Origin of the sequence: Aminivibrio sp. (genome assembly GCF_016756745.1) — a bacterium.
Classification (GTDB): domain Bacteria; phylum Synergistota; class Synergistia; order Synergistales; family Aminobacteriaceae; genus Aminivibrio.
The window spans coordinates 1-15,618 of the sequence record NZ_JAESIH010000077.1 but is presented as its reverse complement, the minus strand read 5'-3'; the positions used below and the strand labels follow the sequence as shown (position 1 = coordinate 15,618).

Annotated in this window: 12 protein-coding genes and 1 pseudogene; 11 read left to right on the top strand and 2 right to left on the bottom strand. The window is 59.9% G+C overall.

Annotated features, from left to right (window positions below; translation table 11 throughout):
* Window positions 1-289 precede the first annotated feature (289 nt).
* Window positions 290-1,039: a nickel pincer cofactor biosynthesis protein LarB gene (gene larB / locus JMJ95_RS12975; protein WP_290686117.1), complete on the bottom strand. Its 750-nt coding sequence runs from the start codon at window positions 1,037-1,039 to the stop codon at window positions 290-292.
* Between the two features lie 174 nt (window positions 1,040-1,213).
* On the opposite strand from larB, the gene JMJ95_RS12970 reads away from it, so the two are divergent.
* The 6 genes from JMJ95_RS12970 to JMJ95_RS12945 all read left to right on the top strand — a co-directional run bounded on the left by JMJ95_RS12970 (window position 1,214) and on the right by JMJ95_RS12945 (window position 10,405).
* Window positions 1,214-1,975, top strand: coding sequence for a hypothetical protein (locus JMJ95_RS12970; RefSeq protein WP_290686114.1), 762 nt, complete (start codon window positions 1,214-1,216; stop codon window positions 1,973-1,975).
* 153 nt (window positions 1,976-2,128) lie between these two features.
* Window positions 2,129-3,601, top strand: coding sequence for an AMP-binding protein (locus JMJ95_RS12965; RefSeq protein ID WP_290686111.1), 1,473 nt, complete (start codon window positions 2,129-2,131; stop codon window positions 3,599-3,601).
* A 322-nt stretch (window positions 3,602-3,923) separates the two neighbouring features.
* Window positions 3,924-5,060: an efflux RND transporter periplasmic adaptor subunit gene (locus tag JMJ95_RS12960; RefSeq protein ID WP_290686108.1), complete on the top strand. Its 1,137-nt coding sequence runs from the start codon at window positions 3,924-3,926 to the stop codon at window positions 5,058-5,060.
* A gap of 3 nt (window positions 5,061-5,063) precedes the next feature.
* Window positions 5,064-8,120, top strand: coding sequence for an efflux RND transporter permease subunit (locus JMJ95_RS12955; protein ID WP_290686106.1), 3,057 nt, complete (start codon window positions 5,064-5,066; stop codon window positions 8,118-8,120).
* A 338-nt stretch (window positions 8,121-8,458) separates the two neighbouring features.
* A complete protein-coding gene (locus JMJ95_RS12950; protein WP_290686104.1) occupies window positions 8,459-8,755 on the top strand; it encodes a putative quinol monooxygenase in 297 nt (98 codons plus the stop codon).
* Between the two features lie 21 nt (window positions 8,756-8,776).
* Window positions 8,777-10,405: an FAD-dependent oxidoreductase gene (locus JMJ95_RS12945; RefSeq protein WP_290686101.1), complete on the top strand. Its 1,629-nt coding sequence runs from the start codon at window positions 8,777-8,779 to the stop codon at window positions 10,403-10,405.
* A 25-nt stretch (window positions 10,406-10,430) separates the two neighbouring features.
* On the opposite strand, the gene JMJ95_RS12940 is transcribed toward JMJ95_RS12945, so the two are convergent.
* Window positions 10,431-11,231 carry an IclR family transcriptional regulator gene (locus JMJ95_RS12940; RefSeq protein WP_290686098.1) on the bottom strand — a complete coding sequence of 267 codons (801 nt, stop codon included), beginning with the start codon at window positions 11,229-11,231 and terminating at the stop codon, window positions 10,431-10,433.
* A gap of 138 nt (window positions 11,232-11,369) precedes the next feature.
* Between JMJ95_RS12940 and JMJ95_RS12935 the strand changes: the two genes are divergently transcribed.
* From JMJ95_RS12935 to JMJ95_RS12915, 5 genes and pseudogenes are all read left to right on the top strand, one after another.
* On the top strand, window positions 11,370-12,260 hold the full coding sequence (locus tag JMJ95_RS12935) for an oxaloacetate decarboxylase (RefSeq protein ID WP_290686095.1): 891 nt from the start codon (window positions 11,370-11,372) through the stop codon (window positions 12,258-12,260).
* 24 nt (window positions 12,261-12,284) lie between these two features.
* Window positions 12,285-13,175: a DUF1932 domain-containing protein gene (locus tag JMJ95_RS12930; RefSeq protein WP_290686092.1), complete on the top strand. Its 891-nt coding sequence runs from the start codon at window positions 12,285-12,287 to the stop codon at window positions 13,173-13,175.
* 38 nt (window positions 13,176-13,213) lie between these two features.
* Window positions 13,214-13,909 carry an RraA family protein gene (locus JMJ95_RS12925; protein WP_290686089.1) on the top strand — a complete coding sequence of 232 codons (696 nt, stop codon included), beginning with the start codon at window positions 13,214-13,216 and terminating at the stop codon, window positions 13,907-13,909.
* Between the two features lie 67 nt (window positions 13,910-13,976).
* A complete protein-coding gene (locus tag JMJ95_RS12920; RefSeq protein ID WP_290686086.1) occupies window positions 13,977-14,927 on the top strand; it encodes a TAXI family TRAP transporter solute-binding subunit in 951 nt (316 codons plus the stop codon).
* Window positions 14,928-15,002: 75 nt separating this feature from the next.
* Window positions 15,003-15,618: pseudogene (locus JMJ95_RS12915) on the top strand (C4-dicarboxylate ABC transporter permease); the annotation flags it as partial.

Below are 15,618 nucleotides of genomic sequence, written 5' to 3'. Positions count from 1 at the left end.
TGAGGCCGGTCTCTTGGCCGAAGGACCTGGGCTTGATTCTGAGGGTCTTCAAAGCCCTAAAACCAGATCCTTCGCTTCGCTCAGGATGACAAAAGCGAAAAGCTCCCCTCTCTGTGCTCGGGATGCTTCGCGATCGCTTCGCTCAGGATGACAAAAGCGAAAAGCTCCCCTCGCTGTGCTCGGGATGCTGCGCGATCGCTTCGCTCAGGATGACAAAAGCGAAAAGCTCCCCTCGCTGGGCTCCTCAGGATGACAATCCGAAAAGAATCCCGGCCCACGTTTTTGGTTTCTACTTCGACTGTCGTACCACCAGGGCCGCGAAGTACCCCGCGCCGAGACCGTTGTCGATGTTCATCACCGATACCCCGGACGCGCAGGAGTTCAGCATGGTGAGCAGGGGTGCTATACCCCCGAGATTGGCTCCGTAACCGGTGCTCGTGGGCACGGCCACCACGGGACAGGACACCAGGCCACCCACCACGCTGGGGAGGGCCCCTTCCATTCCCGCCACGGCCACGATGGCCCTTGACCGCTGCAGGATGTCCACATGGGCGAGGAGCCTGTGGAGCCCCGCCACCCCCACGTCGTAGAGCCTTTCCACTTCGCACCCCATGTATTCGGCGGTTACCGCCGCCTCCTCCGCCACGGGGACGTCGCTGCTGCCGGCAGTGATGACCGTGAGGCCGGGACAGGCAGGATAGTCTTTCCTCTTCACCCCGATGATCCGGGCCTTCTCGTGGAATACGGCGTCCTGGAGGTGGTTTCTGACGATGCCGTACTGGTGGGCCGTGGCCCTCGAAAAGAGGATGTTGTCCTCCGTTCCGGCGAGGGCCGAGGCGATCGACTCGATCTGGGAATCGCTCTTCCCGGGGCAGTAGACGATCTCCCCGAAGCCTTTCCTGAGGGCCCTGTGGGTGTCGAATTTCACCTCCCCGAGATCCCGGAAGGGCATTGCCCGTATTTGCCGCACCAGCTCGTTTTCGTCGAGATCTCCGTCCTTTACCCGGCGGATGAGGGATAGAAGACTGTGTTCATCCATTGATCGCTCCGTCCTTTCGTCCCTGTTGGGTTCTCTGATGCTTCATCTCCGGCAAGATATGGTAGCATATATTTCCGCACCCTTGGGGTTGTCCCCTGCGAAAAGAGGGGGGAGAAGTTACCCCGGAACGCGGGACGGAACTGACGGGGAAGAGCAGCCCGGAAGAAAGATAATATGGAAGGTGATGTCATGAACAGGGTGTTCACGAAAGGGTTCATTCTGCTTGCCGTTTTCCTGGTGATCCTGGCGGGGCTTTCGGCGGTGATGCTCCTCCTCACACCGGAGGAGGCAAGGGTGGAAAATTTCCGGATTTCCTTCCGGACGATCATTTTTGCGGTGGTTCTTGCATTCTTCTATATGCTCTTCCACGTCTTCGCCGGGCGGGAGGGGAAGGCGCCGTTGTCTCTCCTTCATGGAATGTCCATGACCTTCGCGTTGTACTGCGCCTTCGTTCTCGGCAACGTGGCCGTTTCCCACTACCTTTTCGGCCTGTCCGGGAGCGCCTATCTGGCCACCCACATTCTCGGGTTCCTGGCGCTGGTGGGCGGCGGAGGAGCGCTCACCATACTTTCCCTCAGTGCGAAGGAGGCCGACACCACGGCGTCCATCAAAAGAAGCAGGCTTTTCGTCCTCACCACCCGCATCGGCTCCGTGGCGGAGGAACTTAACCTCTGCCCGTACCGGGAGATGGTGTCGGGCATCATCGGCGGACTGAAGGACCTGAAGGAGGCCATCCGCTCCAGCGATCCCATGAGCGCCGGCGGAGAGGAGAAGGTGGTTCTCGCCGTGGGGACCTTGGAGGACAAGTGCCGACGCTTTATGTCCCTTCCGTCCGCCGAGGAGAGGGAAAAAGCGGCGCAGGAGATCGAAAAGCTTATAGAAAGGGCGTTTGAAGCGCTCAAAGCCGGAAACGAAGAAGTCCTCCACGACAAGTAACCGGAAATTTCCACTTTTTTCCCAGTTTTTCGGAGCTTCCAGCGATTTTTCGCACGGAGAGCTCTTTTTACTTTACAATATCGGATGTCACCCGCTGGTGATATGTGCGGTCCCTGCCGCACTTGGGCGAATAAACCGAAGGGGGAAAATTCTATGGTGAGACTTGAAAAGGTAATTCTGGACAATTTGCGCCTCGAGCCGGAGAAGCCCTGTCTCTGGTGGGAGGGAACGTGGTGGAGCAACGGAGACCTGCTTCGTCTGGTGGAGCAGTCTGTGAAGGTTCTCGAAGAAGGGAAGTTCAGGGCCGGATACAGGCTTGCGGTGCTCCTGCCGAATTCACCCCTCGTCCTTGCGCTCTCTCTCGCGGCGTGGAGCCTCGGCGGAGCGATTTCTCCGCTGAACGAGAAATCGGGTATCCCCTCCCTCATGGGGACGCTTCAGCTTGCGGAACCCTGCGCCGTGGTGCTCGCCCCCGGCCTCGACGAGCTGAGGACGGCCCTCGAAGAGCGGGATGTGCCCGTGGTGGTGGCGGAATCTCTCGCCGATGCCCTGCCGTCCTTTGCGGTGAAGGAAACCTCTCTGGAGGACGACTCCCTGGCGGTGATTTTCGCCACCTCCGGGACCACGGGAATGCCCAAGGCCGTTCCCCTCACCCACGGCAACCTGCTGGACAACATCCTGATGATGTACGATGCTTTCGAGCTTCTCCAGGAAGGGGACATCCTCCTCAACGTGCTGCCGAACTTTCACTCCTTCGGCTTCACCGTGGGCGGTCTCCTGCCCCTGGTGAAAAAGCTCCGCCAGGCCCTTGTGGCATCCTTCCTTCCCCCATCTGAGACCATGAAGACCATCCATGATTCCGGCACCAACGTGATCGTGGTCGTTCCCACCATGCTTTATTTCATGACCGCTGCGGCGGCCAAGGGCGCACCTTTGCCCGTCTCCCTCAAACTGATCGTCACGGGCGGAGACCGGCTGAACGTCCAGCTGGACGAAAAAGTGAAGGACGCCTTCGGCGTCGGCATCCTCGAAGGATACGGTCTCACCGAGTGCTCGCCGGTAGTGGCGGTGAACCGGAACTACAAGGACCGCCGCCTCGGCACCGTGGGGCCCCTCTTGAGGGGATACGAGTGGAAGCTCCTCAACGATAAAAACGAGGATGTGACCTCCTCGGGCGAAGGGGTGCTCTGGGTGAAGGGGCCTTCCGTGGCCTCCGGCTACTTCAGGGACCCCGTAATGACGGCGGAGCGGTTCGCGGACGGCTGGTTCAACACCGGGGACTACGTCAGGATGGAAGACGGGTACGTCCGGATCCTCGACCGGGTGACGGACATCATCATCGTCGGCGGGTTCAACGTTTATCCCCAGGAGGTGGAGGCCATCCTCCTCTCCCACCCCGCCGTTTCCCAGGCGGCGGTGGTGGGTATTCCCCATCCGGTGAACGGCGAGGTCCCCAAGGCCTTTATCCGCCTCCGCGAGGGCACCCGGGTCACGCAGAGGGAGATCATCGACTTCTGCAAGAAGCATCTCGCCCATTTCAAGGTCCCGAGGAGCGTGGAGTTCATGGAATCCTTCCCCCTGTCGAGCACGGGGAAGGTGCTCCGGAGGATGCTGCGGCAGAAATAGGCCCGGGGCAGAGGCGGAACCGGAAAAAACGGCGATGACGGCCGCCTTCTCCCGCCGTCCTGTGAAGAGATAAAAAGGTCTCTCCCCGGGGAAATCCGGAGCGGGACCTTTTTCCTTCTGACGAAACTGTTTGAGGAGCGGGATATGTCCGCGGCGACCGCCATGGTTTATCGTCCCCCCGGCAGTGTAGCGGAAAGCGCCCGGAAGAACCGGCGCACAAAAGCAGGCCTTCATTTCAGTAATTTCCTGCGCCTCCGGGGGCTGGTTGTGGGGTACAATACCCGTTGGTATATTTGACTTCGGTTCAGGAAAGAGGTCGCATATGGGCATTCTGAGAAAAGCGAACGTGTGGTTCTGGATTCTGGCCGTCGCCGCCGGGCTGGGATTTCTCGGCTACAGGATCGCCGTGCCCTCCGGCGCCCAGCAGAGGACGCCCCCTCCGCCGCCCGGAATCACGGTGACCGTGTACGAGGTTCAGCCCAGGGCCTGGGAGATCTGGCGCGGTTTTTACGGCACGGTCCGTTCCGCCCAGGTCCAGAGGGTGAACTCCCAAACCAGGGAAGTGATCGAGGATGTGACCGTGGAAGTAGGCGACAGGGTGAAGAAAGGGGATGTCCTCATTTTTCTCGCCAGCCAGAGCCAGGCCGCCGTCCTCAGTGCGAGACAGGCAGCCTACGAGGACGCAAAGGTTCGTTACGAGAGTCTTCAGAAACTCTACCAGGCCGGGGGTACCTCGAAACAGGAACTTGACCGGACCAACGTGCAGCTCAAGGATGAAGCCGCAAAGCTTCGGGACGCCCGGACCACCGTGTCGAGGACGCAGATACGGTCCGCCCTGAACGGCGTGGTGGTGCGACGTTCCGCCGAAAAAGGAGAATTTGCCGAACCCGGGCGGGAGCTGCTCGCCGTGGCGGACTTCGACCGGAGGGAAGTGGAGATGCTCATTTCACCCACCATCCGCGGTCTGATCACCCCGGGGATGGACGTCCTGGTCAAGGCGCCCTGGGGGGGCGAGACCATGGGAAAAATCTTCCGCATGGACCCGGAAGCCGACATCGCCACGGGGTTTTTCCGGGCCATCGTTCGGCTGCCGTCAGACTGCAAGCTCATTCCGGGCGACTACGTTCGGATGGATGTCCGCATGGCCTACAGGGAGAACGCCATAGCCGTTCCCTACGAGTCTATTCTTCGCGAGGACGGGAAGCCCTATGTCTTCGTGGAGTCGGGAGGAGAAGCCTTCCGGAGGGATATTTCGGTGGGCGAGGGCAGCGGCGGTTACGTGGAAGTCCTCGAGGGGCTCGCTCCGGGTGAACGGGTGGTGAAAACCGGGGCCGGAAGCCTGTATGAAGGCGCCCGACTGGTCATTTCCGACGGAGTGCTGAGGAAGCCGGGCCAGGGTTCGGGAGCGCGGGAAACCGACATCGCCGGAAGTCCTGACGGGAACCCCGGAGGAAAGTAGTTCATGAACCTGATCAGCATCTCCATACGGCGTCCGGTACTGACGCTGGTCATCGTCATTCTTTTCGTGCTTCTCGGCCTTTCCGGCATGAGGGGCATGGGAATTTCCCTTCTTCCGAAGATCGAGGTTCCCTTTGTCACGGTGAGGACCACCTACACCGGGGCGGGGCCCGAGGACATGGAAACGCTCGTGTCGAAACCCCTGGAGGACGCCATCAGCCAGGTCCAGGGGGTCAGGCGGCTGGAGAGCACTTCCCTTGAAGGCATTTCCTACGTTTTCATCGAATTCGACCCCGACATCAACCTTGCCGATGCCGCCCTCGACGTGGCCAACCGTATCCGGATCGTGAACCTGCCGGAGGACGCCGACGATCCCGTGGTCAGGAAGTTCGATATCAACGCCCGGTCCTTCATGTCGGTGGTCTTTACCTCCACGCTGCCTCCCCAGCGTGCCAGGGACATCCTGGAGGACAGGGTGCAGAGGCAGCTCTCCCAGGTTGTGGACGTGGCCGACGTCTCACTGGACGGCGGCCTGACCCGGGAGATTCACGTGGAGCTGGATCCAGTGGCCCTGGGGAGCCTCGGCCTGAGTATCCGCCAGGTCACCGACATCCTGAAGAGCGGGAACTACAGTTCCCCCTCGGGGCGCATCTCCCTCGGCGACCAGGAGTCCATCCTTCGGGTCGTGGGTGAATCTGTCTCGGTCCGGGAACTGGAAGAAATTCAGATTCCCCTGCGGGGGGGCGTCTCGGTAAGGCTTGCCGACATCGCCGAGGTGAGCGATAGCACGGCGGAACTCCGCCGTCTCGCCAGGTACGGCGGCATGGATTCCTTCATCCTTTCGCTGACGGCAATTCCCGACGGAAACGTGGTCCGGGCAAGCCGGGGGGCGAGGGAGATGCTCGACCGCATTCTGCCGACCCTTCCTCCGGGGTTCACCATGACCATCCCCTTCGACGACGGCGAATTCATCGCCGATTCCATCTGGAACGTCTTCCGGGACATGATCTCCGGCACGGCCCTCACGGCCCTCATCCTGTTCCTTTTCCTCCAGAGGCTGTCGGTGACCCTCCTCGTCGCCATCGTCATGCCCACGGCCATCATCGCCACCTTCATGCCCATGGTCCTCGCGAACTACACGCTGAACATGATGACCACCTTAGGACTGGCCATCTCCACGGGCGTGCTGGTGAACAACTCTATCCTGGTCATCGAGAACATCATCCGCTACAAGGAGATGGGGTACCACCCCCTGGAGGCGGCGGAACGGGGGACGAAGGAGGTCGCCATCGCCGTCCTGTCCACCACGGCCACCAATCTCGGCGTGTTCATCCCCGTTGCCCTGTCGGGAGGGCGGATGGGGCAGATGTTCAACCCCTTCGCCATGACGGTGGTCTTTTCCACCCTCTTTTCTCTCTGGGTGGCCCTGACCTTCACTCCCATGCTGGCGGCCCGCATCGGCAGCTCTTCGGGGCCGTCGAAGGTGAGCCGTTTCCTTACGGGGTGGTGGCAGTGGCTCTACCAGGGCTTCGACGATCTTCACCACGTCCTTGTCCGGAGCGCCGTGGGGCACCCCTTTCTTGCCATACTCCTCTTCGGCGGGTTGACCGCCGGCACGGTGCTGCTTGCCGACAGGATCGGGTTCGAGTTCTTCCCCTCCTCCGACGAGGGGCAGATCACCGTGTCCATGGAAACGTCAGCATCGGCGTCCCTCGCCATGACCGACCGGCTTGTGCGCCAGATCGAGGGGCACGTCCTCGAGCTCCCCTACGTGAAGGGCGTGGACGTGGTCATCGGGGGAAGAGGGTCCCGGTCGGGGTTGAACCGGGCCACCATGAGGATCTACCTCGAGGATACCCCGGAGAGGCCGTCGAGCTTCAACTTCGCCGCACCCCTCCGCCCGCTCCTGGCATCCCTTCCCGACATGAAGGCGAGCGTCTCCGCAGGAGGGGGAAGGGGAGGCGTCCGGGGAAAGCCGATCCAGGTGGTGATCCGGGGAGAAGAGACGGACGCCCTCAACGACCTGGCAATGAAGGTCATGGGAGTCCTCCGGGACATCCAGGGCATCGTGGACGTGGACCTCGACTGGCGGACGGGCCGGCCGGAGATCCGGATGATTCCGGACAGGCTCCGCATGGGACGGCTCAATTTTAGTTCCGAGAACCTTTCGGACCTCCTGAGGGGGTACGTCACGGGACTGAAGGCAGGCGTCTTCCGGGAAGGCGGCAAGGAGTACGATATCCTCGTGAAGCTCAAAACCGAGGAGGTCTCGAGCCCCTTCCAGCTTCCGGATCTCCCCTTCCCCACGTCCGTCGGGTTCGTGTCTCTGCGGGACCTCGCCGAGCTGAAGGACACCATGGGGCCCACCCAGATCCTGAGGAAGGACCGCCAGCGGTCCATTACCGTGGACGGCAACGTCTCCGGCACGACCGTGGGAGAAGCATACCGGGTCATCGACAGAAAACTGAAGGAGATTCCCCTTCCTCCGGGGTACCGTTTTACCTATGCGGGAGAAATCCAGTCCATCCAGGACAATTTCGGCGCCCTGAACTTCGCCCTCGGACTGGCGGTGCTGCTCACCTTCCTCATGATCGCCGCCATTCTCGAGTCCTTCGTCTTCGCCTTCGTGATCATGCTGACGGTCCCCCTGTCGGTCATCGGCGTGATTCCGGCGCTGATTCTCACCCGGACGCCCCTTTCCATCTACGGCCTCATGGGGGTCATCATGCTCGTCGGCCTGGTGGTGAACAACGCCATCGTCATCATCGACTACGCCGAGATTGCCCGGAAAGAGGGAATGTCTCCCGACGAGGCCATCATCGAGGCCTGCAAGGTCCGGCTCCGGCCCATCCTCATGGCGGACGCCACGTCCATCATCGCCATGATTCCCCTCGCCATGGGCGTTGGGGCGGGAGGGGCCTTCCGCTCGCCCATGGCCATCGTCTCCATCGGCGGCCTGGCGGCGGGGGGCGTCCTGGCCCTTCTTGCCATTCCTCCCGTGTACAAGCTGGTATGGAGGGTGAAGCAGCGGTTCGGCTTCGAGGCGGCGGAACAGCCGTGACGGGTTCCCGCGTTCCCGACCCTGGACACGCTCATCCTCAACGGCATAGGGGAGCCCCTGCTTCACCCGGAACTCGGGGAGTTCGTCAAAACGGCCAGGCATCATCTTCCCCGGGATGCTTTCACCCCCTCTTTTCGTTCTTGCTTTTCTGGATCCGGGCTCGCCTTGCCATTAACAGCGAAAAATTAAAATCACTTCATAGTATGGTAAATATTTGATTCTTCACTGTATTCATCTCCTCTCCGGGAGGGGTATAATAAGTCAGCGGGGCAGCATGGGGCATCCGTTCGGAATTCATGCCCGTCCGCGAAAATATCCCTTTCGGAGGTGGAGGAGTCGTGATTATCGTTTCAGCATCTTTTACTGCAAAACCCGGAATGAGAGATGCCATAGCGGAGATTTCCCGCAAGGCCATCGAGCTCACGAGACAGGAAAAGGGGAACATCAGCTATACCCTCTTCAAAAGCAGCGATGACGACGTCACCATGATGTATTTCGAGGAGTGGGAGAGCCTGGACGACCTGCGGGCCCACCTGAAGACGGACCATATCCGCGAGGCCAGGGAGGCCAGGGAGGATATGCTGGACGGCCCGGTTCGGGTTCGCGTGTTCGATTCGAAGGAAGTGGATCTTTAGACAGGAGCTGATTTTCTCTTTATGAAAACCGGAAATTACGATGTGGTCGTCGTCGGCGGAGGTCTGGCCGGGCTTGTCGCCGCCATCGAGTCGGCAAACAGGGGGCTCGGCGTTCTCCTGGTCTGCAAAAGCAGGGCGGGGAAGAGCGGCAATACCCTCGTCTCCGGCGCCGCCCTTTCAGTGCTGAATACCGGCGCGAAATCAGGAGATTCCGCGGGCCTGCTGGAGCGGGATCTCCTTTCCTCAGGGTGTGGAATAAACGACCCCCGGCTTTGCCGCACCTTTGCGAAAGAATCGGCTGCCGCGGTCGGCATGCTGAAGGAATACGGCGCGGCATTCAAGGAACCGGGGGGGATTCCAATGGTGAAGCAGCCTCCGGGACACAGCGTTCCCCGCCTGTTTCCGTCAGAATACCGGGAGTACCCCTATATGAACCGGGGCCTCGCGCTGACGCTCCCTCTCGTTGACAGGGCGGAGAAGCTCGGGGTGGCCGTCATGAACGATACCGCGGCCCTCAGGATCCTCACCCGTCAAAATTCCGTCTGCGGGCTTCTGGCATGGGACAGGCGCTCGGGAGAGGTTCTTCACTTCCGAACGGGAGTCGTCATCCTGGCTGCCGGCGGGGGGGCGGGGCTCTATTCCATGAACAACAACACGGCGGATGTGTCCTGCGATTCCTTCGGCCTGGCCTACGAGGCGGGGGCCGCGCTCCGGGACATGGAAATGGTGCAGTTTTACCCCACCATGATGTACGAACCGGCCAGAATCCCCATTTCAAACCCCCTCTTCGGCGACGGCGCAGTGCTCCGGAATGTTGACGGCGAAGAGTTTCTCTTCCGCTACAGCCCGAAGGGCAATCATGCCACCAGGGATCTCATGGCCAGGGCGGTGAAGCGGGAGATCGACGAAGGAAGGGGAAATCCCCGGTATGTTTTCGCGGACTGCTCCGGAATTCCCGGAGAGGTGCTGAAGCTCAGGTACGGCGAGCTTTCGGCCATTCTCTCAAGGTATGGCCTGAGCCTGGAGAAAGACCTGCTCCAGATCGCGCCCTCGGCCCATTTCTACCTGGGGGGCGTCGTGATCGACAGGGCGTGCGCCACTTCCGTGGAGGGGCTTTTTGCCTGCGGCGAGGCAGCGGGAGGACTTCACGGGGCGAACCGCCTCGCCGGCGTCGCCCTGGCCGAAGCGGCAGTATTCGGCAATATCGCAGGGAAATCGGCTGCGGAGTATTTCAAAAAGCAGCCCCCTCTTCCTTTGTCCGGCATGCCCGGAGAGGTGCCGGACCGGGGGATGGCCGTGTCTCTTCCCGGCCTGGCGGCGGGGCTCCGGGAGGCCATGTGGAGCTTTGCCTCCATTGTCCGCAGCGAGGTCTCCCTGAAAAAGGCTGCCGGGGAAATTGATGAGGTCTCACGGGAGCTCGAGGCGGGAGGGGCGGGAAACGCAGAAGACCCTGCCCGGTATTTCGCCCTCCGGTCCATGGTTTTGACGGCACGGATGCTGGTGGAGTGCAGCCTTTATCGGAAGGAAACCAGGGGGGCATTCTGCCGCGAGGAGTACCCGGACAGTTCCCGGGAATACGCGGGATCTTTCGTTGTTCAGAAAACGGACACCGGAGCCATGGGGGTCAGCTTCCTACCCAACTGGTCATGAACGGTCCCGGAGAGACGGTCCCCCCCTACACGTCCGTTTCCAGAAACGAAACGGACCGGTGTTCAGCCCCGAGTCTCAGGGAGAGTTCCAGGCATGTCCTCTTCAGAGCGGGAATGAGCTCCCGGATCATTTCTTCCGTGAAACGGGCCGTCGGGCCCGAAAGGGTCATGCACGCGGCAGGCTGCGGGGACGCGTCAAAAATAGGGACCGCCACCGACGATACCCCCTGCTCCCGTTCCGAAAAGCTCAGGCTGTATCCCCGCCTCCTGAGTTCGCTGTTTTTCTCCAGGACCACCTTCCTGTCTAGAATCGTGTTCGGCGTCAGGGATTCCGCCTCGTCCAGAATCCGGTACACCTCTTCTTCGGCCATGAACGCGAGAAAACAGCGGCCGGAGGCTCCGGCCCAGAGAGGGAAACGGTCCCCGAGCTTTGCCGACCGCTTCAGGTTCAGGGTACTCTCCACCTGTTCCAGGCACACCCGGGAATCTCCCTCCCGGACATAGAGATTTACCGTTTCGTTGAATTTTTTCCTGAGATCTTCCATGTACGGGAGGGCCATGGTTCTCAGCTCGCCCGTTTTTTTCGCTATCGCCCCCAGGAGATAGCACTGAAAGCCGAGACTGAACAGCTTGTTTTTTTTATCCCGTTCCAGAAAGCCCTCCTCCTCGAGAGCCCGCGTCAGGCGCGCGGCTGTGGACAGGGGAAGGTTCAGCTCCCGGGCGATTTCCGTCAGGGTCCTCCTGCTTTTCTGCCAGGAAAAACAGGAAAGAACCGACAGTCCTTTTTTCAGGGCCGACGCCCCGTCCTCTTTCGCTTTCCCCTTCATGATCCTCTTCAGCCCCCCGGCAGGAAAATAATTTGCATTGACAAAACAGGTTCACGGTGTAATATGATTTTACCACAATATGAAATGAGCTTCCAACATATGGAAGCATTTTCTATCCCCATTCAACGGAGGCAGATCATGAAAAAATCCGCAGTGCTTCGCCAGATGCTTCAGGAACGAAAAGCAGTCCCGGTGCCCGGCGCCCATGACGCCATCTCCGCAAAACTCATCGAAAAAACCGGCTTCAAGGCTGTCCAGGTGAGCGGTTTCGGTCTTGCGGCCTCCCTCCTCGGACTTCCCGACATGGCGTTCATCTCCTTTACCGAAGTTCTCGAATTTACCCGTAATATCGTGGATGCCGTCAATATACCTGTCATGGCCGACGCGGATACTGGATACGGCAATGCCATCAACGCCATGCGGGTCACTGAAAAGTTCATCAAGGCAGGTGCCGCGGGGATGAATATCGAGGACCAGGTTTTCCCCAAACGGTGCGGTCACATCGAGGGAAAAACAGTCATTCCCCTGGAGGAAATGGTGCTCAAGGTGAGGGCCTGCGCGAAGGTCCGGGATCAGCTCGACCCCGATTTCATCATCAACGCCAGGACAGACGCCATCGCCGTTTCCGGTGTCGACGAGGCCATCCGCAGGGGAAACGCCTATATCGAAGCCGGGGCGGACATGATCTTCGTGGAGGCTCCCCGCACGGCGGAGGAGATCGAGAAGGCGGTCAAGGGTATCAAGGGACTGGTGAGCATCAACCTCTTCGACAACATCGAGGGCGGCAAGACACCCCTCCTGTCCGTGGAAGAACTGGCGGCCATGGGAGTGGCCCGCATCAGCATCCCGGTCGGTACGACCTTCGCGGCAGCCCGGGGAGTGCTCAATTACCTCGAGGCCATCAAGGGAGGCCGCCTCGCTCCCGAGAGAAAGGATCTTGTCTTCTCCTTCAATGAATTCAAGGACCTCGTGGGGGTGCCGGAATTCAGGGAGCTGGAGAAGGAATTTCTCCCCACCTTCGTCGAGTAGAAATTCCGAAAGGGGAGATGACTGATGGCTGTAACTCTTGGTTTTCTCGGCTTCGGAGAAGTGGGCTACTACATGTCGAAAGGGCTGAAACATGCAGGTTTCGGAAGGATTGTGGCTTTCGACAAGGCTGCGGCCGACGGAGGTCCGTTCGCCCGGACCATCGGTTCGAGAGCCGATGATGCCGGGGTGGAGCTTGTTCCCTCCCTTCAGGATATGCTTGGAATGGCTGATGTGGTTGTGTCCGCCCTTCCGGCGAAATACTCCCTTTCCGCTGCCCGGGAGGCGGCTGAACACACGACGGCCGCCAGGCTTTTCGTCGATGTGTCCACGGCGAAACCTTCGGAAAAGAGGGAAATGGAGCAGCTTTTTGCCGAAAAGGGCATCCTGTTTGCCGATGGCGCCATGCTCGGCCCCCTTCCCACCTACGGCCACACGGTTCCTATTCTCGCCTCGGGAAGCGGAGCCTCCCAATGGGCGGAGATGATGACCCCCTTCGGGATGAAGATCGACCTCGCCGAAGGTCCGGCCGGGGCGGCCTCATCCGTCAAGCTTGTCCGCAGCGTCTTCATGAAAGGACTTGAAGCTCTTCTCGTGGAGACATTCCTGTTCGCGAAAAAGAGCGGCGCGGAGGAGATCGTGCTGGAATCCTTGGCGGAAACCCTGAACGTGCCCTTCCAGAACACCGCGCGGAGAATGATCGCCGCCGACCTTGTCCATGCCGAGCGCAGGGCCTTCGAAGTGGGAGAATCCGTGGAACTTATGAAGGACCTCGGCATCGAGCCCATTATGGCTGAAGCCGTCATACGGCGCCTCAAAAAGTCAGCCGCCCTCGGGACGAGAGAGGAGCTCGGCGGGGTGCCGCCGAAGACCCTTCCCGAGGTCTACGAGATCTGGCGGACAAAAGGCCATTGCTGAAGCAAGACACATACTGCTGCATACAAGGAGAGAAAACAATGCCCGTAGGATTCCGCGTTTTTCTTAAAAGAAACCTTCCCCCGAAAGAGCTTGTCGAAAGCTTCCGGACGATTCCGGCGGCAAACATAGCCGACTGCATGGGACGCCACAACGCCATGATTCCCGAGATCCGGCTGATGACGAAGCCGGGCGAGGTTAACATGGCAGGTGTCGCCCTGACGGTGAAAACCCGCTGCGGGGATAACCTGATGATCCACCAGGGACTCGATATGGCAACCGAAGGGGATGTCCTGGTGATTGCCAACGAAGGGGGAAGAAACAGGTCCCTCCTCGGGGAAATAATGTACCGGTATGCCGAGAGAAAAAATATGGCCGGAATCGTCCTCGACGGGCCGATTCGGGATGCCCTCCAGATCTCCGGCGGTTCCGTCCCGCTCTACGCCACCGGTTCGACCCCAGGCGGCCCCTACAAAGAAGGGCCCGGCGAGGTGAACGTTCCCGTCTCCTGCGGCAGCGTGCACGTCAATCCCGGGGACATCATCGTCGGAGATCCTGACGGTGTCATCGTCATTCCCAGGCAGGACGCGGAGGAAGTGCTCGAAGCGGTGAAGGCGTTCCAGCAGAATGACCGGAGGAAACTCCAGGCCGCCATCGACGGCACTGCCGACAGAAGCTGGGTCATGAAACAGCTTGAAGCGAAGAAATGTGAATTTTCGGACGGGGTTTGCGGCTGAAAGTATGCGGGAGTGTTCTGGGGAAACACAATTACCGGTAAAAACCGGAAAAAGGAGGCAGGAAAATATGAAACGTAGTGTTTTGGCTGTTTTGGTTGCAGTGTGTCTGGTGGTGTTCGCGTCTCCTGTGACGGCGGATGATGTTTTCGTACGCATCGGGACAAGCAGCGTGGGCGGAGGATTCTATCTCATCGGCAATACCATCGCCCAGCTTGGAACAGAGGTCGAGAAGAGCATCAACTTCACCGCGGTCACCGGCGGATCCATCAAGAACTGCATCAACCTGGGCAACAAGGAAGTGGAGCTCGGCATGGCGCAGTCCTCCACCGTGAACGACGCATGGAACGGCACCGGGTCGTTCAAGGAGCCCATCAAGACCCTCCGGTATGTTACGGCCATCTATCCCATGCCCGCCCATATCCTTGTGAACCTTGACGCCGGAATCAAGAGCATCGGCGACTTCAAGGGCAAGAGGGTCGACTACGGTTCGGTCGGGCAGGGCATCGAGGTCAACGTCCGTGAAATGATGTCCGTGTACGGCCTCACCGATGACGATGTCAAGATCGAACGGTTCGGCCGCTCGGAAGTGGCCGAAGCCCTCAAGGTGGGAGACTCCCAGGCCCACATTTGGACCACCAATGCGCCGAACGCTCAGGTCACGGACATGATCCGCTCCGGCAAAGTCGGGCTCATCGGCATCGAACCTGAAAAGATCAAGGAAATAGTCGCGAAGTTCCCCCACTACGCGCCTATGGTGATACCCGGCGGTGTGTATGCGGGATATGACAAGGACATCCCCGTGGTGGGTGCCGTCGGCTCGCTTCTCACCTACGAAGACATGCCCGAAGACGTCATTTACAAGATCACGAAGATGATCCACAGCAACACGAAATTCCTGCAGGAAAGGCTGAATTACTTCAACAACCTCACCCTCGACTTTGCCCTTGCGGGAATGGCGGTACCCCTTCATCCCGGCGCAAAGAAGTTCTACGTTGAAGCCGGCCTGATCAAGGAATAGGCCCCTCTGCGGCGGGAGGACGGCGTACTGACGCCGGTCCTCCCGCCTTTTGATATCGTGAATTTCAGGGAGGAAATGATGGATACTACTGTTTCCGGAAACCAGGAGAAAAAAACGTCTTCCGGCAAGAAGCGCTCCTTCTCGGGAAATCTTAAGCTTCTTGTCACGGTGCTCACTGTGGTCCTGGCGCTCTTCCAGCTCTACACCGCCTTTTTCGGCGTGCTGCCCGCCATGCAGCAGAGGAGCCTTCACCTCGCATTCGTGTTGCCGCTGATTTTCCTGCTCTACCCCACGAGGAAGAAGTCGCCGAAAGACCGTCCCAGCCTCTTCGACTGGGTGTGTGCCGCGGCGGCGGCGGTCTGCACGGTTTACGTGTACCTCATGTATGAGGACATCGCGAACAGGGCGGGAATGTACACCCAGTACGAACTCTATCTCGGTGTCGCCATGATTGTCCTTGTCTTCGAAGCCGCACGCAGGGTTCTTGGCTATCCCCTGCCCATTTTCTGCGGCTTCTTCATCCTCTTCGCCTATTACGGACGATCCATGCCGGGCCCGTTCAAACATTTCGGCCTGTCAATCCCCCGCATCATCGAGGAGCTTTATCTCACTACGGATGGTCTTTTCGGTCTCGTGACGGGGGTTTCAGCGACCTATATCTATCTTTTCATCCTGTTCGGAGCGTTTCTCA